The organism is Micromonospora trifolii (assembly GCF_050516465.1).
GTDB lineage: Bacteria > Actinomycetota > Actinomycetes > Mycobacteriales > Micromonosporaceae > Micromonospora > Micromonospora trifolii.
Genome location: NZ_CP191526.1, coordinates 1433632 through 1458395, shown reverse-complemented (window position 1 = coordinate 1458395; position 24764 = coordinate 1433632). Strand labels below are relative to the sequence as shown.

The 24764-nt window shown below is 72.8% G+C and carries 21 protein-coding genes and 1 tRNA gene; 4 read left to right on the top strand and 18 right to left on the bottom strand.

Annotated features, from left to right (window positions below; translation table 11 throughout):
• Positions 1 to 4: 4 nt before the first annotated feature.
• Entirely contained in the window at positions 5 to 229 is a 225-nt protein-coding gene (locus ACQRWP_RS06675) for a helix-turn-helix transcriptional regulator (protein WP_430501265.1), read from the top strand.
• A gap of 173 nt (positions 230 to 402) precedes the next feature.
• A complete protein-coding gene (locus ACQRWP_RS06670) occupies positions 403 to 1428 on the top strand; it encodes a tyrosine-type recombinase/integrase (protein WP_430503145.1) in 1026 nt (341 codons plus the stop codon).
• 26 nt (positions 1429 to 1454) lie between these two features.
• On the opposite strand, the gene ACQRWP_RS06665 is transcribed toward ACQRWP_RS06670, so the two are convergent.
• From ACQRWP_RS06665 to ald, 9 genes are all read right to left on the bottom strand, one after another.
• A tRNA-Pro gene (locus ACQRWP_RS06665) sits at positions 1455 to 1528 on the bottom strand.
• A gap of 212 nt (positions 1529 to 1740) precedes the next feature.
• Complete coding sequence (gene der, locus ACQRWP_RS06660) at positions 1741 to 3153, bottom strand: ribosome biogenesis GTPase Der (RefSeq protein ID WP_430501264.1); 1413 nt, start codon at positions 3151 to 3153, stop codon at positions 1741 to 1743.
• A complete protein-coding gene (gene cmk / locus ACQRWP_RS06655; RefSeq protein ID WP_430501263.1) occupies positions 3150 to 3830 on the bottom strand; it encodes a (d)CMP kinase in 681 nt (226 codons plus the stop codon). The genes der and cmk overlap by 4 nt, the downstream gene beginning before the upstream one ends.
• 195 nt (positions 3831 to 4025) lie before the next feature.
• Positions 4026 to 4796, bottom strand: a complete 771-nt coding sequence (locus ACQRWP_RS06650; RefSeq protein ID WP_430501262.1) for a pseudouridine synthase — start codon at positions 4794 to 4796, stop codon at positions 4026 to 4028.
• On the bottom strand, positions 4783 to 5859 hold the full coding sequence (gene scpB / locus ACQRWP_RS06645) for an SMC-Scp complex subunit ScpB (protein ID WP_430501261.1): 1077 nt from the start codon (positions 5857 to 5859) through the stop codon (positions 4783 to 4785). The genes ACQRWP_RS06650 and scpB overlap by 14 nt, the downstream gene beginning before the upstream one ends.
• On the bottom strand, positions 5852 to 6877 hold the full coding sequence (locus ACQRWP_RS06640) for a segregation and condensation protein A (protein ID WP_430501260.1): 1026 nt from the start codon (positions 6875 to 6877) through the stop codon (positions 5852 to 5854). The genes scpB and ACQRWP_RS06640 overlap by 8 nt, the downstream gene beginning before the upstream one ends.
• A 41-nt stretch (positions 6878 to 6918) precedes the next feature.
• Positions 6919 to 7842: a ParA family protein gene (locus ACQRWP_RS06635; RefSeq protein ID WP_410819150.1), complete on the bottom strand. Its 924-nt coding sequence runs from the start codon at positions 7840 to 7842 to the stop codon at positions 6919 to 6921.
• 179 nt (positions 7843 to 8021) lie between these two features.
• The gene (locus ACQRWP_RS06630; RefSeq protein WP_430501259.1) at positions 8022 to 8987 is read right to left on the bottom strand and encodes a site-specific tyrosine recombinase XerD; all 966 of its coding nucleotides are present in this window, start codon (positions 8985 to 8987) and stop codon (positions 8022 to 8024) included.
• A gap of 38 nt (positions 8988 to 9025) precedes the next feature.
• A complete protein-coding gene (gene ald, locus ACQRWP_RS06625; protein WP_354947341.1) occupies positions 9026 to 10141 on the bottom strand; it encodes an alanine dehydrogenase in 1116 nt (371 codons plus the stop codon).
• A 292-nt stretch (positions 10142 to 10433) separates the two neighbouring features.
• Between ald and ACQRWP_RS06620 the strand changes: the two genes are divergently transcribed.
• Positions 10434 to 10709: a TM2 domain-containing protein gene (locus tag ACQRWP_RS06620; RefSeq protein ID WP_238687158.1), complete on the top strand. Its 276-nt coding sequence runs from the start codon at positions 10434 to 10436 to the stop codon at positions 10707 to 10709.
• Positions 10710 to 10792: 83 nt separating this feature from the next.
• Here ACQRWP_RS06620 and ACQRWP_RS06615 read toward each other — a convergent pair whose 3' ends face one another.
• From ACQRWP_RS06615 to recN, 9 genes are all read right to left on the bottom strand, one after another.
• Positions 10793 to 11398 carry an NUDIX domain-containing protein gene (locus ACQRWP_RS06615; protein ID WP_430501258.1) on the bottom strand — a complete coding sequence of 202 codons (606 nt, stop codon included), beginning with the start codon at positions 11396 to 11398 and terminating at the stop codon, positions 10793 to 10795.
• A 73-nt stretch (positions 11399 to 11471) separates the two neighbouring features.
• Entirely contained in the window at positions 11472 to 13223 is a 1752-nt protein-coding gene (locus ACQRWP_RS06610; protein ID WP_430501257.1) for a CTP synthase, read from the bottom strand.
• Between the two features lie 163 nt (positions 13224 to 13386).
• Positions 13387 to 15810 carry a hypothetical protein gene (locus ACQRWP_RS06605; protein ID WP_430501256.1) on the bottom strand — a complete coding sequence of 808 codons (2424 nt, stop codon included), beginning with the start codon at positions 15808 to 15810 and terminating at the stop codon, positions 13387 to 13389.
• Entirely contained in the window at positions 15810 to 16979 is a 1170-nt protein-coding gene (locus tag ACQRWP_RS06600) for a glycosyltransferase family 4 protein (protein ID WP_430501255.1), read from the bottom strand. The genes ACQRWP_RS06605 and ACQRWP_RS06600 overlap by 1 nt, the downstream gene beginning before the upstream one ends.
• Positions 16976 to 18664, bottom strand: a complete 1689-nt coding sequence (gene murJ / locus ACQRWP_RS06595; protein ID WP_430501254.1) for a murein biosynthesis integral membrane protein MurJ — start codon at positions 18662 to 18664, stop codon at positions 16976 to 16978. The genes ACQRWP_RS06600 and murJ overlap by 4 nt, the downstream gene beginning before the upstream one ends.
• Position 18665: 1 nt before the next feature.
• The gene (locus tag ACQRWP_RS06590; protein WP_430501253.1) at positions 18666 to 19532 is read right to left on the bottom strand and encodes a hypothetical protein; all 867 of its coding nucleotides are present in this window, start codon (positions 19530 to 19532) and stop codon (positions 18666 to 18668) included.
• Positions 19533 to 19599: 67 nt separating this feature from the next.
• Positions 19600 to 20541, bottom strand: a complete 942-nt coding sequence (locus tag ACQRWP_RS06585; RefSeq protein ID WP_430501252.1) for a copper transporter — start codon at positions 20539 to 20541, stop codon at positions 19600 to 19602.
• Between the two features lie 27 nt (positions 20542 to 20568).
• Positions 20569 to 21747 carry a putative cytokinetic ring protein SteA gene (gene steA / locus ACQRWP_RS06580; protein ID WP_430501251.1) on the bottom strand — a complete coding sequence of 393 codons (1179 nt, stop codon included), beginning with the start codon at positions 21745 to 21747 and terminating at the stop codon, positions 20569 to 20571.
• Positions 21748 to 21866: 119 nt separating this feature from the next.
• Positions 21867 to 23624, bottom strand: coding sequence for a DNA repair protein RecN (recN, locus tag ACQRWP_RS06575; RefSeq protein WP_430503144.1), 1758 nt, complete (start codon positions 23622 to 23624; stop codon positions 21867 to 21869).
• 89 nt (positions 23625 to 23713) lie between these two features.
• Here recN and ACQRWP_RS06570 point away from each other — a divergent pair, with 89 nt between their 5' ends.
• On the top strand, positions 23714 to 24733 hold the full coding sequence (locus ACQRWP_RS06570; protein WP_430501250.1) for a helix-turn-helix domain-containing protein: 1020 nt from the start codon (positions 23714 to 23716) through the stop codon (positions 24731 to 24733).
• Positions 24734 to 24764 lie beyond the last annotated feature (31 nt).

The window sequence follows — 24764 nt, the reverse complement described above, 5'->3', positions numbered from 1 at the left end:
TCCGATGAGCATTGACGTACCGGCAGCGCCCGGCGCGCTGCTGACCACAGAGGAGCTTGCCCGGCTCGTGAAGGTCGACCCGTCCACCGTCCGGCGGTGGCGCACCGCCAACCCCGTCCAGGGGCCGGCGTTCATCCGGCTGTCCGCCCGGGTCGTCAAGTACGACCCAGAGGACGTCCGGGCGTGGCTGGGTCGACACCGCACCGATCCCGAGGAACCGGCTCGGTGACCACTCCCCTGCTCCCGATCGGCGTCGCCGTCTCCACCGACGTCGAGCACCGTCCCGGCCGGCCGCACCCGTACCGCGCCCGGGTCCGGTGGGTCGATCCGGCGTCGGGACGACGCCGCTCCAAGTCGCAGGCGTTCGGTGATGCCGAGCAGGCGCAAGCCTGGCTCGTCACCATGCAGCGCGCGGCGAGGGGCGGCGTCAACCCCGACGCGGCGTCGATGCGCCTGGAGCAGTACGGCGAGAGCGTGATGCGGCTGGCGCTGCGCGGCCTGGAGGGCAAGACGCTCGATCCGTACCTAGCGGGATGGCGCAAGCGGGTCGTACCGACGCTCGGGCACCTGCCCGTGCGGCTGATCACCAATGGGGCGGTGGACCGGGCCGCGCACGGCTGGATCTCGGAGGGTTGCGGACGCTCGACGGTCAAGAACAGCCTCGCCGTCCTGGTGCGGGTCCTGGAACAGGCGGTGCGTGACGGACTGATCGACCGCAACCCGGGGCGGCTGACCGGGTGGCAGCGGGAGTACCAACGGGCCGAGGACGAGTTGGACAACCCCCGTTCCCTGGCACTTCCGAACTGGACCGCGCTCGCCACCCTGGCGGCGGCGCTGGTCGAGCGCTCGCACGGTCGCTACCCCGGCTGGGGTGAGGTCGTGATGTTCGCGGCCGGCACGGCGGCCCGGATCGGCGAGGTGTCGGGGGTACGCAAGGGCGACATCGACCGGGACACCTGGCTGTGGACGGTGCGCCGGCAGACCACCACCGGGCCCGGCGGCCTGGTCGACAAGGGCACCAAGGGCAAGCGGGCGCGGCAGGTGCCCATCATCGAAGAACTGCGGCCGATGGTGGCCGCGAAGCTCGACCGGATCACGGAGGATGACGGCCGCCTCTTCGTCGGTCCTCGCGGCGGCCGGATCAGCACGGCGGTGCTGCGCGACGCGACGCACTGGGATGAGGTGGTCGGCGCACTGGGCTTCGAATACCTGCGCCGTCACGACCTACGGCACACCGGGCTGACGTGGATGGCGGATGCCGGCGTGCCGGTGCACGTCCTACGGAAGATTGCCGGCCACGGCTCGCTGATGACGACTCAGCGGTATCTGCATCCGGATCGGCAGTCAATCCACGCGGCCGGCGAGGCGCTGACCTTGCACCTCGCCGGGCTGAGGTCCCCAAATGGTCCCCAGCGGGGCATCGCATGATTGCGAGCAATGCCCCTCTACCTCTGTCGGGACGGCCGGATTCGAACCGACGACCCCTTGACCCCCAGTCAAGTGCGCTACCAAGCTGCGCCACGTCCCGCCCCCGCGTGGTTTCCCCTGCGGCAGCCGGTACAGCTTAGCGCAGCAGCTCCGGCCCGTCCGCACAGGCCCCACCGGCGTCGCGACGTAGCCGAACCACCCCACAAGAAGCCACCGCACAACCCCTAAAGCGTCCTAGGAGGGTGGGGATGGATACGGAAATGCCGGATGGGCGGGATCGCCCATCCGGCATTCGGGGATTACTGGACCGCGTCAGCCGTGCGCCTTGCCTCGGCCGCCGGGGCCGAGCTTCTTGCGCGGGCGGACCGAGATCTCGATCGGGCTGCCCTCGTACCCGAATTCCTCGCGGAGCTTGCGCTCGACGAAGCGCTGGTAGCCGGCGTCCAGCGGGCCGGTGGTGAAGAGCACGAACCGTGGCGGTGCCACACCGGCCTGCGTCGCGAACAGGATCCGCGGCGCCCGCCCACCACGCACCGGGTGCGGGGTGGCCTGCACCAGCGCGGTCAGCCACTGGTTGAGATGCGCGGTCGGCACGCGGGTTTCCCAGCTGGCCAGCGCCTTGTTCAGGGCCGGGGCCAGCTTGTCCACGGCACGGCCGGTCATCGCCGACAGGTTCAGCCGGATCGCCCAGGGGATGCGGCGCAGCTCCCGGTCGATCTCCTTGTCCAGGTAGTACCGACGGTCGGCGTCGACCAGGTCCCACTTGTTGAACGCGATGACCAGCGCCCGGCCCGACTCCGTCACCATCGACAGGATCCGCTGGTCCTGCTCGCTGATCGGCTCGCTGGAGTCCAGCAGCACCACGGCCACCTCGGCGGCCTCGATCGCGCCGGCGGTACGCAGGCTGGCGTAGTACTCGGTGCCGCTGGCCTTGCCGACCCGCTTGCGCAGCCCGGCCGTGTCCACCAGCTGCCAGGTCTGACCGCCGATTTCGACCAGGCTGTCCACCGGGTCCACAGTGGTGCCCGCCACCGAGTCGACGACCGCCCGCTCCTCGCCGGAGAACCGGTTGAGCAGGCTGGACTTGCCGACGTTCGGCCGCCCGACCAGCGCCACCCGGCGCGGTCCACGCGGACGGTTCTCGACGATCGCCGGTGCCTCCGGCAGCGCGGCGAGGATGGCGTCCAACAGGTCGCCGGAGCCCCGTCCGTGCAGCGCGGACACCGGGAACGGCTCACCGAGGCCGAGCGACCACAGCGAGGTGGCCTCCATCTCGATGGAGTTGTTGTCGGCCTTGTTGGCCACCAGGATCACCGGCTTGGCGCTGCGCCGCAGCATCTTCACCGCGGCCTCGTCCACGTCGGTGGAGCCCACCATCGCGTCGACCACGAAGAGCACCACGTCGGCGGTGACGACCGCCGTCTCGGCCTGCGCCGCGATGGCCGCGGCCCGGTCCTTCGCGTCCGGTTCCCAACCGCCGGTGTCCACCACTGTGAACGCCCGGCCGTTCCACTGCGCGTCGTACGGAACCCGGTCCCGGGTCACGCCAGGAACGTCCTCGACGACCGCCTGCCGGCGGCCGATGATCCGGTTGACCAACGTCGACTTGCCCACGTTGGGGCGGCCGACCACGGCCACCACCGGCTGCGGGCCGCTCGGTTCCTCGAGGACGACCTCGGGCTCACGCAGCTCGACCCACCCCGCACCCTCGCTACGCTCGCTCATGCCACGCCCCGCTCGGTGAGCAGGTCGCGCATCCGCGCGACGACCTCGTCGATGCCCAGCTCGGTGGTGTCCAGCACCACCGCGTCGGGCGCCTGGGCCAGCGGGTTGACCTTGCGGGTCGAGTCGAGACGGTCCCGCCGGGCCAGGTCGGCGGCCGTGGCCGCCACGTCGGCGGCGTCCTCGGCGCTGCGCCGGGCGGCACGGGCCGCCTCGGAGGCGGTCAGGAAGACCTTCAGGTCGGCGTCCGGCGCCACGACCGAGCCGATGTCACGACCCTCGACCACCATCCGACCGGCGTTGGCGATCATCTCGCGCTGCCGGGCGACGAGCAGCTCACGGACGGCCGGCATCGCGGCGACGGCGGAAACCGCGCCGGTCACCTCCGGGCCACGGATATCGGCGTCCACGCCGACCCCGTCGATGGTCACTGCGTACCCCTGCGGGTGGGTGCCGATGCGCAGGTTGACCTCGCCGGCGACCTTTGCCACCGACGCGGCGTCGGTGAGGTCTACGCCGGAGCGCAGCACGGCCCACGTGATCGCCCGGTACATCGCGCCGGTGTCCAGGTAGCGCGCACCGATGCTCGCGGCGAGCCGCCGCGACACGGTGGACTTACCCGAACCTGACGGCCCGTCCACAGCGACCACACATCGCCCGACCCGTACGTTTTCCTCCACCGTGTCCTCCTCAGCCCGTACCTCACGGATCGCCCGGTGATCTGGCGCCGCAAGCGGTTGTCAATCGTCATCAATCATGCCCAGGTCCGCTAGCGGACCCGCGCGCGACGCCGCCGGAGGCGATCCACGCCACCCGGGCGGCCGCGTCCCGGCCATCGGTGGAGCCTACCGGCTGCCGTACCCCGAACTCGGGGGTCAGTCACCCACCACGTTGAACAGGGCGGCGACCTCGGCGTTGGTCAACCTCCGGATCCGCCCGGTCCGCAGGTCACCGAGCCGGATCGGCCCGATCGAGGTACGCACCAGCCGGGTGACCGGGTGGCCGACCTCCTCCATAAGCCGCCGGACGATGTGCTTGCGGCCCTCGTGCAGGCTCAGCTCCACCTGGGCGCTTTTGCCCAGGGTGTCCACCACCTTGAACGAGTCGACCTTGACCGGCCCGTCCTCCAGCTCGACGCCGGCGAGCAGCCGCTTGCTCAGGTTGCGCGGGATCGGCCCGACCACCTCGGCGAGGTAGGTCTTCAGCACCTGGTACGAGGGGTGCATGAGCTTGTGCGCGAGGGTGCCGTCGTTGGTGAGCAGCAGCAGGCCCTCGCTGTCCGCGTCGAGCCGCCCGACGTGGTAGACCCGCTGCTCCAGCCGGGCGCCGATGAAGTCGGCCAGCTCGTTGCGTCCCTTTTCGTCCGCCATGGTGGTAACGACCCCGCGCGGCTTGTTCATCGCCACGTAGACCAGGCGAATGTCGACCTGGAGGCGCTCCCCGTCCACGTGGATCACGGAGGTGGCCGGGTCGACCTTGTCGCCGAGCTTGGCGACCCGCCCGTCCACCGTGACCCGGCGGCGGAAGATCAGGTCTTCGCAGGCACGCCGGGAACCCACGCCGGCGGCGGCGAGCACCTTCTGCAGGCGCTCAGCCCCCTCGTAGACGGGCGCGTCGGCTTTGGGGGAACGGTTATCGGGTCGCATCAGCAAGCTCTTCTACGTCGTCGGGCAGGAAGGGTGCGAGGGGCGGCAGCTCGTCGACGGTGTTCAGCCCGAGCTTCTCCAGGAACAACGTGGTGGTCCGGTAGAGGAACGCCCCGCTGTCCTGTTCGGTGCCGCACTCCTCGATGAGGCCACGGGTGACCAGCGTACGGATGACCCCGTCGCAGTTCACACCCCGGATGGCTGAGATTCGCGAACGGGTCACCGGCTGCTTGTACGCAACCACGGCGAGCGTCTCCAGCGCCGCCTGGGTCAGCCGCACGGACTGCCCGTCCAACACGAACCGCTCAACGTACGTAGCGTATTCCGGCCGGGTGTACAGCCGCCACCCGCCGGCCGCCCGCCGCAGCTCGAACCCGTGCCCGGCCGCGGTGTAACCGGCGGCGATCTCGTCGAGCATCGGCCCCACCCGCTCGGCGGGCTGCTCCAGCACCTGGGCCAGCACCAGCTCGCTGACCGGCTCGTCGACGACCAGCAGGATCGCCTCCAACGCGCCGCGCAGCTCGGCGTCGGACAGCTCGGGCGCGGGCTCCGGCGCGACAGTCGCCCGCCGCCGCCCCGCCGGCTGCCGCCGGGGTACGTCCCCAGCGCCACCCGACTCCCCCACCGTGGCCTCCGTCACCCCACCGAGGTCCGGCCCCGCCGAGCCCACCTCGTCCGCAGCCGCTCCAACGCGATCTGGCTCACCCGGGCCCACCTCGTCCGAGGCCACCTCAAGAGGATCGGACCCACCCGGGGCGACCTCAACAGGGCCTGGCCCACCCGGCTCAACAGGGCCTGGCCCACCCGAGCCCACGTCGACCGGGACCGGCCCATCCGGGTCAGCCTGAGCGGGGCCCGACGCGACCACGTCCGGCTCGGCGGAATTGGCGGCGGCGTCTGGCTCCGGTCGGGGCGGTGCCGCTTCAGGTTCGTCGGTGTCCGGTGCTGTGGCTGTCTCGTCCGGCGGCCCGGGGGTGTCGGCGGGCGGGCGGGGGCGGTCCCACGGGGGGACCCAGGCGGCGGCCTGGTCGGCCAGCGAGTCCCGGCGTTGCTCGTCACTCATCCCGCGCACCCTCCGTCGTTCCCGTCCCGTCCGGCCCGCCGGCCTCCCCCACCGGCTCAGGCTCAGCCCTCGCCGGCCCAGGCTCAATCGCCGCCAGCGCAGGCTCAGTCCCCGCCAGCGCGGGCCCAGTCCCCACAGGCTCAGCCCCCGAAGGCTCAGGCTCCGGCGAATCCGGGTCGGCTGGGGTGCCGGCGTACTCGTCGACGTGCAGCTCGGTGTCGCCGTCGACCGGGCCGGTCCAGCGCACTGTCAACTCCTCCAGGGCCTGCTCCTGCACGAAGGAGACCAGGCCCTCCCGGTACAGCTCCAGCAGCGCGAGGAACCGGGCCACCACCTCCAGGGTGGCCTCGCAGTCCGCGCAGAGCAGCGAGAACGTGGCGATGCCGGCCCGGCGCAGCCGGGCGGTGAGAATCGCCGCGTGTTCTCGGACACTGACCCGGACCATGTGCACGTGGGCGATGGAGACCTCCGGCACCGGCCTCGGGGTCATCGCCTTCACGGCCAGCTTCAGCAGCCGCTGGGGGCCGATGCCGAGCACCAGGTCGGGCAGCGCCTCGGCGTAGCGGGCCTCCAGGCTGACGGCGCGCGGATAGCGTCGACCGCCGACGGCCTCCAGCTCGGCGATGTGCGCCGCCGCCTCCTTGTACGCCTTGTACTGCAACAGCCGGGCGAAGAGCAGGTCCCGTGCCTCCAGCAGGGCGAGGTCGGCCTCGTCCTCCACCTCGGCGGCGGGCAGCAGCCGGGCCGCCTTCAGGTCGAGCAGGGTCGCGGCGATGAGTAAAAACTCGCTGGCCTCGTCCAGGTCCCAGTTGTCGCCCATCGCCCTGATGTAGGCGATGAACTCGTCGGTGACCGTGTGCAGGGCCACCTCGGTGACGTCGAGTTTGTGCTTGCCGATCAGTTGCAGCAGCAGGTCGAACGGGCCGGTGAAGTTGGCCAGCCGGACCGTGAACCCGGCGGGCTGCACACCGTCGACCACGGCCGCGGTCTCGGGTGGGTCGAGGGGTGGCGCGGTCACCGGACGACCGTAGTCCACGAGGCGGGCACCGGGCGTTCCGGCTACCGCTCCGACTGGGCGGCGATCACCTCGCGGGCCAGCTGACGGTAGTTACGTGCCCCTGAGGAGGCCGGGTCCATCGTCGTGATGGGGGCACCGGCCACGGTGGACTCGGGGAACTTCACCGTCTTGGTGATGACCGTCTGGTAGACCTTGTCACCGAACGCCTCCACCACCCGCTGGAGGACCTGGCGGCAGTGCGTGGTGCGGCTGTCGTACATGGTCGCGAGGATGCCTTCGAGCTCCAGGTCGAAGTTGAGTCGCTCGCGCACCTTGTCGATGGTGTCCAGCAGCAGTGCCACACCACGCAGGCTGAAGAACTCGCACTCCAGCGGGATGAGCACACCGTGCGCGACGGTCAACGCGTTGATCGCCAGCAGGCCGAGTGACGGCTGGCAGTCGATCAGGATGTAGTCGTACTCCTTGCGGACCGTGCGCAGGACCCGGGCCAGGGCCATCTCCCGGGCGACCTCGTTGACGAGCTGGATCTCGGCAGCGGAGAGGTCGATGTTGGCCGGCAGCAGATGCAGCCCCGCGACGTCGGTCTTGATGACGACGTCCTCGGCCATGATGTCGTCCTGCATGAGCAGGTTGTAGATGGACAGGTCGAGGTTGTGCGGGTTGACACCCAGCCCCACTGAGAGGGCGCCCTGCGGGTCGAAGTCGACGAGCAGCACCTTGCGGCCGTACTCGGCGAGCGCGGCGCCCAGGTTGATGGTGGTGGTGGTCTTGCCGACGCCACCCTTCTGGTTGGCCATCGCGATGATGCGCGCGGGGCCGTGCCGGTCGGTGGGCATCGGCTCAGGAATGGGCTTGCGCATCGTGTAGGCAGCCGGGTCCGCAGGACCCAGGTCCGCGCCGAGCGTGGCCTGCTGCTCCCGGAGCTCCGACGTCCAGGTCTCGGCACGGTCACCGTTGCCAGCCATGTGCTCGTTGCCCCCTCCCGACGACCCACCCGGCGTCGGAGCCGTCCGACGTCCTTCGCGGCGCCGCTGCGCACCCCGGTCGTGTCGCTCCAGGAGGTCCGCGCCGATGCCGACTGTACGCCACCGACCAGCAGGGGGTTCGGCACCGGCCCGGCGTGTCGGCGTCGACCGCGACCGGTTCAGCCCTGGGCGCGTGGGTGGGTGGTCGCGTACACCTCGCGCAGCCGCTCCACGGTGACCAACGTGTAGACCTGGGTGGTGGTCACCGAGGCGTGGCCGAGCAGCTCCTGGACCACCCGGACGTCGGCGCCGCCGTCGAGCAGATGGGTGGCGTAGGAGTGGCGCAGGGTGTGCGGGGAGACGGCGGCGGGCCCGTCGACGGGCAGCCCGGCCCGGTCGGCGGCGCGGCGCAGGATGCCCCAGGCGCCCTGGCGGGACAGCGCGCCGCCACGGGCGTTGAGGAACACCGCCGGGGTGCCCCGGCCGGCGGCGGCGAGCCCGGGGCGGGCCCGGACCAGGTAGGCGCGGACGGCGTCGACGGCGTACCCGCCGATGGGCACCAGCCGCACCCGGCCGCCCTTGCCGCGCAGCAGCACCGTGCCGTCGTCGGTGTCGAGGTCGTCCACGGCGGCGCCGACCGCTTCGGAGATGCGCGCGCCGGTGCCGTACAGGAACTCCAGCAGCGCCCGGTCGCGCAGCGCGAGGGGCGCGTCGTCGCCGGTCGCGGTGATCGGGCCGGCGGTCTCCAGCAGCCGGACCACGTCGTCGACAGGCAGCGCCCGGGGCAGCCGCCGGGGCGGCGTGGGCGGGCGGACGTCGCGGCTCGGATCGGCGCCGGCCAGGCCCTCGCGCAGCGCGAAGCGGTGCAGGCCACGTACCGCGCTGGCCGCGCGGGCGGCGGAGGAGACCGCCAGCGGCGGGTGCGCGTCGTCGCCGGCGCGCAGCCGCGCCAGGTGCGACTCGACGAGACCGGCGCCGACCGACGCGAGGTCGGTGACGCCGGCATCGGCCAGGGTGGCCAGATAGCGGTCCAGATCCCGACGGTACGAGGCGAGCGTGTTCGCGGCGAGGCCACGTTCGACGGTCAGGTGGTCGAGGTAACCGCGAACGGCACGGCGCAGCGCCGGCGTGGGTGGTCTGCCCACGCCGGCGGAGTCCGTGCCGCTGGTCAGCCCGCCACCGTTCAGGCCAGCGCGTCGGCCAGCGGGAGCACGTCCATGCCGTGCGCCTCGGCGACCGGGCCGTAGGTGACCTGACCGGCGTGGGTGTTGAGGCCCAGCGCCAGCGCCGGGTCGTTGCGCAGCGCCTCGCGCCAGCCCTGGTTGGCCAGCTCCAGGGCGTACGGCAGGGTGACGTTGGTCAGCGCGTAGGTGCTGGTGTTCGGCACCGCGCCGGGCATGTTCGCGACGCAGTAGAAGATCGACTCGTGCACCTTGTAGACCGGGTCGGCGTGCGTGGTGGGACGCGAGTCCTCGAAGCAGCCGCCCTGGTCGATGGCGATGTCGACGAGCACGCTGCCCGGCTTCATCCGGGAGACCAGCTCGTTGGAGATCAGCGTCGGGGCCTTCGCGCCGGGCACCAGCACCGCGCCGATGACCAGGTCGGCGTCGAGCACGGCGCGCTCGACCTCGTACGCGTTGGAGGCGACGGTCTGCAGGTGGCCCCGGTAGATCGCGTCGGCCTGCCGCAGCCGGGCGACGTTCTTGTCCAGCAGCAGCACCTCGGACTGCAGGCCCAGCGCGATCGCGGCGGCGTTCATGCCGGAGACGCCGGCGCCGATGACCACGGTCTTGGCCGCGTACACGCCGGAGACACCGCCGGGCAGCACGCCGCGCCCACCGCCGGTACGCATCATGTAGAAGGCGCCCACCTGCGGGGCGAGCCGGCCGGCCACCTCGGACATCGGGGCGAGCAGCGGCAGCGACCGGTCGGGCAGCTCGACGGTCTCGTACGCGATGCCGGTGACCCCGCGGTCGATCAGCGCGTCGGTGCACTCCTTGGAGGCGGCCAGGTGCAGGTAGGTGAAGAGCACCTGCCCCTCGCGCATCCGGTGGTACTCCTCGGCGATCGGCTCCTTGACCTTGAGCACCAGCTCGGCGGACTCCCACACCTCGTCGGCGGTGGCGAGGATCTTCGCGCCGGCGGCGGCGAACTCCTCGTCGGTGATGCTGGAGCCAACCCCGGCGCCGGACTCGACGAAGACCTGGTGGCCGCTGCGGGTGAACTCGTTGACACCCGCTGGCGTGATCGCCACGCGGTACTCGTGGTTCTTGACCTCGCGTGGGATTCCGACCTTCACGATGCAGACACCTCTCTTCGGGGCTGCTCTCCCCCGACTGCTCGGTGCCACGACGGCCCCTTTGCCATCGCGGTACACCGGTCCTGCGGCGGCAGTCTAGGCGCGCCCGGTGCCGCCGAGAGCCAGCACAGTGGCATCCGGTGCCCGGGTGTCCTGACGATGTGTCAGGGCACCGCCGGGATTCAGCGGTCGAGCGTCACCTCAGCCGACAGGACAGTGTTTCACCATTATCGTCCCATCTGTCGGACGGCGGTGCGGACAGCCGGCGAGTGGATCACTAGTGTGTCCGCCCATGACCACTCCTCCTTACCAGCCCGGTTACCCCCAGCCGGGGTACCCCCAGGGCGTCTCCGACAAGAGCAAGATCGTCGCGGGCATCCTCGGCATCCTGCTCGGCACCTTCGGTGCCGGTCGGTTCTACACCGGACACACCAAGATTGCCGTTCTCCAGCTCGTCGTGAGCCTGGTGACCTGCGGCGTCGGCGCTCTCTGGGGCCTCGTCGACGGCATCCTCATCCTGGTCAACGGCGGCACGGACGCGCAGGGCCGTCCGCTGCGCGACTCCTAGACCAGCAAGCGAAAGGGGCCCCGCGGCTGACCGCGGGGCCCCTTTGGCGCGTACTCCCTCGCCGGCTGGACCGGCGGCGTCGCTCAGCGCGGCAGCGGCGCGTCCGCCCGACGCAGCTGCGTGAAGCCGGTGTCCCGGGCGCGGGCCGCGGCCAGCAGCCCGGCCACCGCGGACGCGTTGGTGATCTCACCGGCCAGGACCATGGCGACCGCCTCGTCCAGGTCGATCCGGACGACCTGGAGGTCGGCCTCCTCGTCGTGGCGCTCGTGCCGCTCGTCGGCCGGCACGTCGGCGAGGTCGCGGGCCAGGAACACCCGGACGATCTCGTTGGTGAACCCCGGCGAGCTGTGCAGGTCCACCAGCACGTCGACCCGCCCGGCGGTGAGGTCGGCCTCCTCGGCCAACTCCCGCAGCGCGGCCACCGGCAGCTCCTCACCGGAGACGTCCATCAGACCGGCCGGCAGCTCCCACAGGTGCCGCCCGACCGGGTGCCGGTACTGCCGGATCAGCACCACCTGGCCGGCGTCGTCGAGCGCCACCACGGCCACCGCCCCGACGTGCCGGACGAGGTCACGCAGACCGGTCCCACCGCCCGGCATGGTCACCTCCTCGGTGACCACGTCGAAGATCCGCCCCCGGTACCGCTCCTCCCGGGAACGCACCTCGTAGCGGTGCTCAAGGTTGCTCACGCCGCCGCCTCGCTGCGCTCGACGACGGCGCGAGACGCCCCACTGAGCCTGCTGGTTCGCTCGCTGCGCTCGCTCACGAGGCCGACGACGCCTTCGTCGCGGCGCCGTTGCGGGCGGCCTTGCGCGTCGTCGGGGCCTCCGCCGCCGCGTCCAGGTCGACCGGCAGCTGGTCGGCCTGCGAGTACGCCACCGCGGCCTTGACGAACGAGGCGAACAGCGGGTGCGGGCGGGTCGGGCGGCTCTTCAACTCGGGGTGCGCCTGGGTGGCCACGAAGAACGGGTGCAGGCTCCGGTCCAGTTCGATGAACTCGACCAGCCGGCCGTCCGGCGAGGTGCCGGAAATGTGCAGGCCCGCCTTGGTCAGCGCGTCCCGGTAGGCGTTGTTCACCTCGTACCGGTGCCGGTGCCGCTCGCTGATCTCGGTGCTGCCGTACGCCTCGGCGACGATCGAGCCCTCGGTCAACGTCGCCGGGTACGCGCCCAGCCGCATGGTGCCACCCAGGTCGCCCCGGCCGGCGACGATGTCCTCCTGGTCGGCCATCGTGGCGATGACCGGGTGGGCCGCCTGCTCGTCGAACTCCAACGAGTTGGCGCCGTCCAGGTCGGCCAGGTGCCGGGCCACCTCGATGGTCATGCACTGCAGGCCGAGACAGAGGCCCAGCAGCGGGATGCCGGCCTCGCGGGCGTACCGGGCGGTGCCGATCTTGCCCTCGATACCGCGCACGCCGAAGCCGCCGGGGATGAGGATGCCGTCCACACCGGCCAACGCCGCGGCGGCGCCGGCCGGGGTGACGCACTCGTCGCTGGGCACCCAGCGCAGCTGCACCCGGGCCCGGTGGCCGAAGCCCGCCGCCCGGATCGCCTCACTCACCGACAGGTACGCGTCGGGCAGGTCGACGTACTTGCCGACCACCGCGACGGTCACGGTGTGCCGGGGGCGGTGCACCCGCTCCAGCAGGTCGTCCCAGCTGGTCCAGTCCACGTCCCGGAAGGAGAGGCCGAGCCGGCGCACCACGTACGCGTCGAGCCCCTCCCGGTGCAGCACCTTCGGGATGTCGTAGATGCTCGGGGCGTCCGGGGCGGCGACGACCGCCTCGGCGTCCACGTCGCAGTAGAGCGACAGCTTCTCCTTGAGCTTGACCGGGATCTCCCGGTCACAGCGCAGCACGATCGCGTCCGGCTGGATACCGATGTTGCGCAGCTGCGCCACCGAGTGCTGGGTCGGCTTGGTCTTCAACTCACCCGAGGGCGCCAGGTACGGCACCAGCGAGACGTGCAGGTAGAAGCAGTTGTCGCGGCCCAGATCGTGGCGGACCTGGCGGATCGCCTCCAGGAACGGCAGCGACTCGATGTCGCCGACAGTGCCACCGACCTCGGTGATCACCACGTCGGGAAGCTGGCCGTCCTCGTCCGGGTCGGCCATCGCCAGGATCCGCGACTTGATCTCGTTGGTGATGTGCGGGATGACCTGAACGGTGTCGCCCAGGTACTCGCCGCGCCGCTCCTTGGCGATCACGTCGGAGTAGATCTGCCCGGTGGTGACGTTCGCCTTTCCGGACAGCGCCCGGTCGAGGAACCGCTCGTAGTGCCCGACGTCGAGGTCGGTCTCGGCGCCGTCCTCGGTGACGAAGACCTCACCGTGCTGGAACGGGTTCATCGTCCCCGGGTCGACGTTCAGGTAGGGGTCGAGCTTCTGCATCACCACGCGCAGCCCGCGCGCGGTCAGCAGGTTGCCGAGGCTGGAGGCGGTGAGGCCCTTACCCAGCGAGGAGGCGACGCCCCCGGTGACGAAAATGTGCCTGGTCGTCCGTGCTGATGGGGCCAAGGCCTGCTCCCGTGTCGTCTGTCGCGGTCATGCAGACCGCCGTGCTTGATCAGCAAAGTGATCACGCGATCCACGGGATTCGACGGTAACACCTCCCGGGCGGGTACCCGCAGGCCGCACCCCGGCTGCGACACCTCCGGGCCATCCGGACGAGGCCCGGCGCTCAGGACGCGGCAACCTCCGTCGATGACCGGGAGACCTGCCGGGGCGCTACGGGCACCGTCGGCGCGGCGTCCGGCGTCGACCCGCTCCCGGTCGGCTCGGCCGGTTCGTCGGCGTCCCCGCGGCGCTCGCCCGGGGTGTCCGACGCCGGTTGGGCGACCTTCGCCGGTGCGCTCGCGGGCGGGCCGCTGATCGGACGGGGGTGCACGGCACCCAGCGGCCCACCGCCGCCGGTCGGACCGTCACCCCCACCGACCGGGCCGACCCCGCCGGACCCCGAGTCGTCGTCGGCGCCGTCGGCGCCGTTGGCCCGGGAGCGGCCCGCTACCGGGCGGGTCCGGTCCGCTGCATGCCCGAGCACCCGCAGCGACGCCAGGGCCGCCATCGGCACCACCAGGGCGGCGGCAGCGCCCATCAGATCCAGAGCCGCGCCGTCGAGCACACCACCGAGCACCGCGGCGACCACAGTGCCCGCGAACGCGGCCCGAACGGCCGGGTAGATGCCGAACAGCCGCATCAGCCCACCCCACGGCTGCAACAGGGCGAACCACACCAGCAACCCGCCGGCCAGCGCCAGCACGGTCAGCGGGCTGTTGACCAACGTCTCGAAGTTCTCCGTGCTGGACCGGTGCACGGCGAACCCGCCGGTGCCGTCACCGAGCGCGGAGAGGAACCGGCCCAGGCTGCCCCGTTCCGCCGCAGGACGCCGCAGGTCCACCACGGCGAACCCGATACCGACCGCCAGTGCGGCCATGGTGGCCCAGGCCAACCGGCTGATCGTCAACCAGCCACCGGCGCTGATCACGGCGGCGACGCTCACCCCGGCGGTGAGCGCGATCGCGCCGACCGGGTCGGCGCCCAGGTACGGGCTGCCGACCACCACCACGGCGAGGCCACCCACCGCCACCATCACCGCCGGCCGCCAGCCCCGGTGCACCCGTTGGGCGAACCAGCCCCCGGTGACCAGCGCGCCGGCGAGGAACACTCCCAACCCCACAGTGCTCAGCCCGGCGTACCGGCCGCCCTGCAACGCGGAGTAGCCGACCACGCTGTTGAGCTGGAGGCGGGCCCCGGTGAGCACGTCCAGCCCGACCACGAGCGTGGTGAGGCCGGCCACCGCGCCGAGCGGCCCGAGGGTGTTCGCGTACCCGGGAACGAACCGCACCGCCGCGGTGCCGGCGGCCACCAGCAGCGCGGTCACCCCGGCGAAGATCCACCCGGGGTGCTCGCCACGCCACCAGGGCACCGCGTCGGCCAGCAGCGCCGCCGGCACTGTCAACGCCGCGGCGACCAGCAACAGCTCCATCACCGCCACGATCCGCCCGGAGACAGGCGTCGGACCGGCCGGGCCGGCGTGCGGACGGGCCCGGCGCAGCAGCGGCAGGATCGCGATCGCCAACAGCACCTGCACCCCGGCGAGCAGCGCGAAGAACACCCCGGAGACGGAGCGCTGGGCGGCCGCCTCCCGGTCGGCGTTCGCCGGCGCGTTGATGGCCTCGGTCAGGTCGGCGGGACGGCCGCCGGTGCTGATCGCCGGACGGCCGAGGAAGAGCCGCTCAGGCATGGGCCGGCCCAACGCCGCGAGGGCGGTCGGGGCGAGGTCGACAAGTTGCAGATACCCGTCCCGGCCGGTGCTGGCCGAGGTGAGCCACCCCCGCTCCCAGCCCGGCCCGTCGGCGACCGCCACGTGCAGCCGGGCCGGCTGGGTGGTGTCGGAGATCCCCGCGACCAGCACCAACGACCGTGGGGGTCGCGCCGCCAGCACCCGGGCCAGCTCGGCGTCCGCCGCGCGGGCCTCCTCGGCGCGGGTGGCCGGGTCGGCCCCCTCCACCGTGCCGAGGTCGACGATGCTCAGCACACACGAGCCGAGCAGCGGCCGCGGGTCGGCCGGCAGGCCCGAGGCGTACCGGTCGACGCGGCCGAACGGTCGGGCGGCGGCCACGGCCGCGCCGGGGCCCACGGCGACGGAGCACCGCACCGACTCGGACAACGAGCCGGGCATGGCGCCCCAGGGCAGCCGCTGCTGGTTGTACTGGACCACGCTCTCCTGGTCGGGCAGGTTCGCGCCGATGCCGTCCGGTTGTTCCACTGTCACCGCCGCCGACGGGCAACCGTCGACCGACCGGCTGCCGTTCCACGCGGCGAAACTGCCCGCGCCCAGGGTCAACCAGCCGTCCACCGGGCAGGTGGGCCGGTGCGCGGAACGCACCGACAGTGAGCCGATCGAGCCGTCCTGGGCCATCCGCCACAACGTCGGGGTGCTCTGCGGATCCACGTCCTCCCAGCGCAGCCCGGCGATCCCGGCGAGCACCACGAAGTCGGCGGTGCGTTGCGGGGTGCCCTGGGGTGGGCGGGCCGCGAGCGCGGTGACGCCCAGCGCCACCACGAGCACTGTCAACAGGGCGGGGGCGATTCGGCGCAGCATCACCGGTGTCCCGTTCTCGGGGCGTCGGAGCCCGGGGCGGCCGCCGGACCGCCGGGGTTCCCGGCCAACTCGGCGTAGAGAGCGGCGAGCGTGGCGACGGTGTCCGCCTCGGTCGGCCACGTCGCCGCCCGTTCGGCGCCACGCCGGCCCAACTCCGCCCGCGCCGCCGGGTCGTCCAGCAACGCGCGTACGGCCGCGTCGACCGCGTCCACGTCACCGGCGGGGACCAGCGTGGCGGCATCACCGACCAGGTCCGGGAGACCGCCGACCGCGGTGGCCACCAGCGGCACGCCGGCGCGCAGCGCCTCCTGGGCGAAGAGCTGTCGCGCCTCCCAGTCGCTGGTCACCACCGCCAGGTCGGCGCCGGCGAGCAGGTCGGCCACGTCGGTGCGGTGCCCCAGCAGGGTCACCGGGGCGCGGGCGGCGGAGGTCCGCGCGGCGAGCGGCAGGTACGCCGGCCCGCTGCCCGCGATCACCACGACCGGCGGCGGGGTACGCGTACGCCAGCGGGCCGCCGCGTCGATCAGCACGTCGTAACGCTTCTGCGGGTGCAACCGCCCGACCGAGAGAATCAATGGCTGGTCCGGGCGGACACCGAACTCGGCGCGTACCGCCGCCGGGCGTCGACGCGGCGGGGGCAGCGTCGGCGCGGCAACCGGGGCGAGCCGGGCGTCGGCGGCGCCCACCTCGGCGGCCCGTCGCACCAGGTCCGCGGAGGCGCCGAGCGCCACCCGCACGCCCCGGGCCACCACCCGTTCGACGAGCCGGGACACCCCGCCCCGCAGTCCCCCCGCAAGCACCGCGTTGTGCCAGGTGACGATCAGCGGGGCGGCCGGACGGGCCAGCACGGCGACCAACCCGGCCCGCAGGCCGTGCGCGTGCACCACGTCGACGCTGGCGGCGGCAAGCACCCGGCGCAGCGCGAGCACCGCCCGCGCGTCGGCCGGAGTCGGGCTGGCCGGGATCTCCACCGGCTGGAACCGGGCACCGACACCGGTGAAGTCGAACTGCTCCTGAGTGGCGGCGGGCCCGCAGACCAGGACGGTGGCGCCACCCGCGACGAGGCCACGGGCCACCGAACGGACGTGCTGGCCGACCCCGCCGGTGCTGGACGCGAGCACCAACGCGACGGTGCCCGACCAGCCGGCAGGCAGAGCTGGCTCAGTCATCGCGTCGCCGTCTCCTTCCCGTCGCCCCGCTCCGCGGAGCCCGCGCCCGGTGTCGGCGCACCGCCGGACGGCCCCCGCCGGCCCAGACGCCGCAGCACCCCGGCGAGCAGTGGCGCTACGTCCCGCCGGTCGACGAACCAGACCACGGCGAGGAACACAACCCCAACCAGAACCCCGGACAGCATGCCCTGACCGAACGCCGCCGCCGTCGTCGGGGTGCCGCCGTCCGACTGGTCGAGCCAACGGCTGAGGCCCCACCCGGCGAGCCCGGCGAGCACACCGGCGACGCCTCCGGCCGCTGCGGCCCGCGCCGCACCCGCGAGGGCGGGACGGCCGGCGCTGCGCAGCACCGCCAGGAGCAGCAGCGCGCCGAGCACCAGCATCCCCACCGAGTTCGCGGACGTCACCGCGAGCACCCGGTCGCGCAATGGCAGCACCGCGCCGAGCAGCAGGACGACGGCCGGCACCACCAGGAAGCCGACCGCCGTGGCGAGCGTCGCCGCCCGGGTCTCGCCCCTGGCGTAGAGCGCCCGGGTGAGCACCGCGAAGAGGCCGTAGCCGACCAGACCGGGGGCGTACCCGATGATCGCGGCGGCGGCGGTCGACGCGGTGTCCGACGGGAAGAAGAAGTGCCCGACCGGCCCGGCGGTCCCGATCAACGCGGCCGTGCCGAGGCAACTGAACAGGAGCACACCGCGGACGGCCGGTGCCAGGGTCGCGCGGTAGGTGTGCTCGTCGCCGGCGGCCCGCGCCGCCGCCAGGGTCGGGTAGGCCGCGATGGCCAGCGGCACCGCCAGCACCGCCCACGGCAACAGGTAGACGGTCTGCGCCAGGTTGTAGACGCCCGGGTTGCTCCGCGCGCCGGCGGTGACCTGGTTCAGGCTGACGATCAGAGCGATCTGCTGGGTGGTGACGGTGACCGCGCCGGCCACCGCCAACCCGCCGACCCGGGCCCGCGCGTCGGCGGGGAACCCGAACCCGGGCCGCAGCCCGAGGTGCAACCGGCGGACCGGAATCAGCAACGACAACGACAGCACCACCACGCCGAGGGTGGTGCCGCCGGAGAGCAGCAACTCGCCGCCGGGGCTCACCCCGCCGACGGTGGCGTACCGGCCCTGCGTAGCGGTGAACCCCAGGTACACGAGGATGACGGTGAGGCTGGACAGCAACGGGGCGAGCACCGGCCAGGCGAAACGGCGGTGTGCCTGGAGCACCCCGGTGAGCACGATGCCGACCCCGTAGAGCGGTAGTTGCGGCGCGAAGACCCGCAGCATCCGCACGCCGCTCTGCTGCTGGGCGGTGGTCAGGTGGTGGCCCAGCGACTCGACCACCGGGCCGGCGAGCAGCACCACGAGCAGCGCGAGCGGGACGAGCAGGGCCAGCGTCCAGGTCAGCAGCGCTCCGGTGGTCCGGGCCACGGCCGTCCGGTCGCCCGCCGCGACCGCGCCGGCGAGCAGCGGTACGACGAGGCTGGCCAGCGCTCCCCCGGCGACGATCTCGAAGATGAAGTTCGGCACCGCATTGGCCACCACGTAGGTGCCGCCGAGGTCGGTGGGCGCCAGGCTCCAGGTGAACACGGCGGTGCGGCCGAAGCCGGCGAGTCGGCTGGCCACGGTGAGGACGGCGATGAGCGCGGCTGCCCCGGCCAGCCGGCCGGCGCCGGCGAGGGGTGCCGGTCTGTTCACGTCAGTCGGCGCGTCGGCCCAGTGCGTCGAGTTCGCGGAGCCCCGGGGTCCGCTGGATCACCGCCGTGAAGCTGACCTTCTCGCTGGCGGCGGTGAGCCCGGCGAGGACGGCGAGCAGACCGGCCCGGCCGAGTGGGCCGGTACGGGCGGCCAGCGCGACGCCGAGCAGCGCCCCGAGCGCGTTCGCGCCACTGTCGCCGAGCATCACGTCCTCGGCCAGGTCGTCGCGGAGCAGGCCGGCGGCGGCGCCGGCCGCGCCGGCGGCGATCCCGCCCTGCGGGCCGCCGGTCAGCGGCGCCGCGAGCAGCAGCCCGGACTTGAGGGCGCGGCCCGGCCGCAGGTCGAGCAGGTTGAGCAGGTTGGCCGTGCCGGCGATCACGCCGGCGCCGAGCAGCACGTCGACACCCCGGCCGATCGCGCCGTGCCTCTGCCTGCGCGGGTGCGCGGCGACCCGGGGGTCGGCGGCGAGCAGCGCGGCGGCGCCCAGCCCGGCGGCACCCACCCCGACGACCTTGACCAGGCCGGCGGTGACCCGCCCCTCACGCAGCGCGGCGAGGTGCCCGGCGAAGCCCTTGGCCGCCTTCTGCTCCGGCCGCGCGCCGACCACGTCGTCGTAGAGGCCGACGCCGCCCGCGCCGAGACCGGCGACCAGGGCGGCCCCACCAGCGGCGCCGCCGGTGGCACCGAACGCGCCGGCGGCGGCCGCGCCGGCGGCGAGCGCCGGCCCGGCGGCCAGGCTCACCGTGCGGCCACGGAAGTTGGTGCGCTCCAACGCGGGCCCGGCCGGGGAGGTACGCGCCTCACGCAGCGCGTACCGGGCCGCCGCGGCGCCCGCACCGGCGATCAGCAGCCGGCCCAGCGCGCTCACGCCGTCACCTCGCTGGCTCGGTCACGCGCCACCTGGTCGGTTCCGGACACGGGGGTACGTCGTTCGCTCACTGGGGCAGTCTAGGCAGCAGCGACGGCGCGTTGTCGCCGACGCCGTACTGCCCGGCCTTCTTCTCGGTGAGTTGCTGCACCAGGGCCAGGGTGGTGACCACCTGACCCTGCACGGTGTTGGCGTTGTCGACCGTGGAGATGGTCTGGGCGAGCACCGGGTCGCCGCGCACCACGCCGACCAGGTTGCCGCCGACGGAACCGTTGCCGCCCACCACGATCGCTCCGGTGCGGTCGAACTGCTCGGCGATCTTGACCACCGACTCGTCCCGCTTGTCGGAGTCCTTGTCGACGTACGGCTGACCGCTGACCACGACGACCGCCTCCGCCGAGGCGGTGACCTTGTTGCTGTCGGTGGTCAGGTAGCCGGAGTTGTTGTAGGCGGCGAGCACCGCCCGCCGGTCGGCGTCACTGACCGGCGCGACGCCCTGGGGCCGGTCCAGCAGGACGCTGGCCAGCAGCGCGCTGGAGGTCTCCACACCGTGCCCGTTGCCCGGCAGGCCGGTGGTCTGCGCGGTCGGGCGGGCGGCGGTGACGGCCAACTCCAGCAGGTTGGAGTTGTTGTCCGGGTTGATGAACTTGTCCTGCAGGTCGACCTGACCGGTGATGGTGGCCCCGGCCTGCTGGAGCTTCTTGAGCACGCCCTCGGTGTGGTCGCGCCCGTTGGGCAGGCTCAGCACCACGACCCGACGCCCGGTGAGGGTGCCGGGCAGGACGACCTGGGAGATCTCCTCGGCGAACTCCTCTTCCAGCGCGAGTTGCTTCTCCATGTTGCTGACCGTCTGGCGCCACTGCTGGTTGTCCTTGCGTAGCCCGGTGACCTGCTCCTTGAGCGAGTCGGCGACCGGGCCGTTGAGGGCGGCTGTGCCGACCACCAGGCCGATCGCCAGAGCCAGGAAGACCGCGGTGAGGGACACCACGTGGTAGCGGAAGTTGATCACGCTTGCAGCCTCTTGATCGGTCGGGAACTAGAAGAGCCGGTACAGCTGGAACACGAAATTGTCCCACCACTCGGCGACCACGCCCAGGTACGCCTTCCCGACGGTCGACACGGCCACCGCGGACGCCATCGCCGCGATCGCCGACAGCACCAGCAGCAGCAGCGACGAGCCGGAGATGCTCTGCCGGTAGAGCCGGCTCACCCCCTTGGCGTCGACCAGCTTGCCGCCGACCTTCAGCCGGGTCAGGAACGTCGAGGCCATCCCGCCGCGGCCCTTGTCGAGGAACTCGACGAGGGTGGCGTGGGTGCCGACCGCGACCAGCAGCGAGGCGCCCTTCTCGTCGGCGAGCAGCATGGCCAGATCCTCGCTGGTCGCCGCGGCCGGGAAGGTGATCGCCGGCACACCGAGGCCGTTGACCCGGGGCAGGCCGGGCGCACGCCCGTCCGGGTACGCGTGCACGATCACCTCGGCGCCGCAGCGCAGCACGTCGTCGGTGACCGAATCCATGTCCCCGATGATCATGTCGGGGGTGTAGCCGGCCTCGACCAGGGCGTCCGCGCCGCCGTCGACGCCGATGAGCACCGGCTTGAACTCCCGGATGTACGGGCGCAGCACGTCCAGGTCGGCCTTGTAGTCATAGCCGCGCACCACGATCAGACAGTGCCGACCCTGCATCTGGGTCTCGATGTCCGGCACCCCGACACCGTCGAGCAGCAGGTCGCGTTCCTGACGCAGGTAGTCCATCGTGTTGGCGGCGAACGCCTCCAACTGCACCGACAGACCCTCCCGGGCGTCCGCCATCGCCTTACCGACCGACTCGGCGTCCTGAAGGGTGCCGTGCGCCACCGGCTCGTCACCGGCGAAGACCGTGTTGCCCTCGATGCGCACCAGGTCGCCCTCGCGGATGCGCTCGAAGACGCCCTCCCCCAGGTCGTCGAGGAGCGGAATGCCGGCGGCGATCAACACCTCCGGGCCGAGGTTCGGGTAACGGCCGGAGACCGAGGGCTTGGCGTTGAGCACCGCCGCGACCCCGACGGCGACGAGCGAGTCGGCCGCCACCCGGTCCAGGTCGACGTGGTCGATGACCGCAATGTCACCGGGGCGCAGCCGACCGACCAGGCGTTTCGTCCGGCGATCAAGGCGCGCGGTGCCGAGGACTCTGCCCGGTTCGGAGTTCCGGTTCCGGCGCAACGTGGGTAGACGCATCGTGACCATCCTGGCATGTGAGGCAGGCTTTTCTGTCGCGACATGCCTGAGCAGGGCCGCCTACCCAGGGAAGCACACACCGGCACAAGCCGGTGTGCTTGCGCTCACAATACGCGGCGTCACAACCGCCTTTCCTTGGCGGCCACTGCCAAAAGCTCCTCGGCATGGGCGATACCCAGATCCGAATCGGGCAAACCCGCCAGCATGCGCGCCAACTCCCGAGCCCGCTCGGTGTCCTCCACCACGCGCACCCCGCTGGTCGTCACCGCGCCGCCGATGTCCTTCGCCACCACCAGATGCCGGTCGGCGAACGCCGCCACCTGCGGCAGGTGCGTGACCACCAGCACCTGGTGGCTGCGGGCCAGCCGGGCCAACCGGCGGCCGATCTCCACCGCCGCCTGCCCGCCGACCCCCGCGTCGACCTCGTCGAAGACCAACGTGGGCGGGCCACCGGAGCCGGCGAACACCACCTCGATGGCGAGCATCACCCGGGACAGCTCACCGCCGGAGGCGCCGCGCTGCAACGGCAGCGACGGCGCGCCCGGGTGGGCCAGCAACCGCAACTCCACCTCGTCACCGCCGTCCGGAGTGACACCCACCTCGACGCCGTTGACCGCAAGCGTCGGCTCGGCACGCCCGGCCGGACGGGGCAGCACCGCCACCTCGATCCGCGCGTGCGGCATGGCCAGCCCGGCCAACTCGACGGTGACCTGATCGGCGAAGCGGATCGCCGCCTCCTGCCGGGAGGTGGACACCCGCCCGGCCAGATCGGCCACCTCGACGGCGAGCCGCTGGCCCTCGCGCTCCAACTCGTCGAGCACGTCGTCGGACATGTCCAGGTCGGACAGTCGGGTACGCGCCCGATCGGCCCAGGCGATCACCCCGTCGACGTCGTCGGCGTACTTGCGGGTCAACGCGCGCAGCGCCGCCCGCCGCTCGTAGACGTGCTGCAACCGGGCCGGGTCCGCGTCCAGCGTCGCCAGGTACGCCGACAGCTCCGCGGACACGTCGGTGACCAGCGTGGCCGCCTCCTCCAGGCGGGCCGCCAGCTCACCGAGCGCCGGATCGGTGCCGGACTGCGCCTCCAGGGTCCGCCGGGCGGTGCCGAGCAGCACCGCCGCGTCCGGGGTCTCCTCGGCGGCCTCCGCGCCACCGGCCACGCACTGCTGGGCGATCTGCGCGGCCGTCCGCAGGCCCTCGGCGTGCTCCAACCGCTGCGCCTCGGTCTTCAGCTCGTCGTCCTCACCGGGCTGCGGATCGACCCGGGTGATCTCGTCGAGGCCCAGCCGCAGCAGGTCGGCCTCCTGGTTGCGCTCGCGGGCGTTGCGCCGCCGGTCGGCCAGGTCGTCGACGACCCGACGCCACCCCGTGTACGCCTCGCGCAGCGCGTCGAGCAGCTTCTCGTGCGCGGGGCCGGCGAACCGGTCCAGTGCGGCCCGCTGCTCGGCCGGGCGCAGCAACCGCAGCTGGTCGGACTGGCCGTGCACGGCGACCGCCTGCTCGCCGACCTCACCGAGCATCGACACCGGCATGCTCCGACCGCCGACGTGGGCGCGCGAGCGCCCCTCCACCGTCACCGTGCGGCTCAGCAGCACCGAGCCGTCCTCGTCGGGTTCACCACCGGCCTCGATGATGCGCGCGTGCACGGCGTCGGCGACCCGCCCCTGCAGCCGCAGCCGCCCCTCCACCACGGCACGGCCGGGTTGGGCGCGGACCCGCCCGGCGTCGGCCCGGCCGCCGAAGAGCAGGCCGAGGCCGGTGACCACCATCGTCTTGCCCGCACCGGTCTCGCCGGTGATGACGTTCATGCCGCCGGTCAACGGCAGCGTGGTGTCTTCGATGACGCCCAGTCCGGTGATGCGCAGCTCTTCCAGCACAGCCACCGACAGTAGACGCGAGGCCCGACAATTGACCAGCCGACGGGCCCGGGTACGGCCCGTACCGGGCCGACGTACAGTTCTGCCCCGTGTTGGACGTGATCGGCCTGACCTCGGCTGAGGAGGAGCTCTACCGCTGCCTGCTCCAGCTCACCACGGCCCGCATCGACGAGTTGGCCGGTCGCCTGCACCGGCCCCGTGAGCAGGTCGTCGCCCAGGTCGAGGCGCTGCGCGGCAAGGGCCTCGTGCAGCGCAGCGACAACGAACCGGACGCCCCGCTGCGCCCGACCGCCCCGGACGTCGCCCTCGGCGGGACGCTGCTGCGCCGTCAGGAGGACCTGGAGTCGGCCCGCCGACTGGTCACCCAACTGGCCGAGGAGTACCGCTCCGGGCTGCGCCGACACCACGTCGACCACCTGGTCGAGGTGATCACCGGCGCCCGGGTTCTGCGGGACCGCCTGCGCGACCTGCAGAACTCGGCGCGTACCGAGGTGCTCTGGTTCTGCCGGGCCAATCCCCTCGCCATGGCCGGCCCGGAGAATGTCGAGGAGTTCGACGCGCTGGCCCGTGGGGTGAGCTACCGGGCCATCTACGAGCGTGACCTGCTGCTGGAGCCGGGCGCGTTGGCCGACCTGGCCAAGGGGGTCGCCGCCGGGGAGCAGGCCCGCGTCCTGGACCGGCTGCCGGTCCGACTGGCCATCGTGGACGCCCGCACGGCCATCTGCCCGTTGGTGCCCGACCGCGACGGCGGCGAACCGAGCGCCGCGGTGATCGGCCGCAGTCAACTGCTCGACGCGCTGCTCGCCCTGTTCGAGAGTCACTGGCGGGTGGCCACCCGGCTGCGCCTCGACGACCCCCTCGCCGTCGCGGCCCCCGAGGCTCGACGGCCGGAGCCCGAGGACCGCCCGGGCGACGGTTACCAGCCCGACGCCGACGAGGCCCGGCTGCTGTCGCTGTTCGTGGCGGGCGTACCGGACAAGTCCATCGCCTCCCAGCTCGGGGTGAGCCGGCGGACCGTGCAACGGCGGATCGCCGACCTGATGGCCGCCGCCGGCGTGGACACCCGGCCCGGGTTGGCGTTCCAGGTGGCCCGACGCGGCTGGCTCTGACGCGGAAGGGCCCGCCGTCGACCGACGGCGG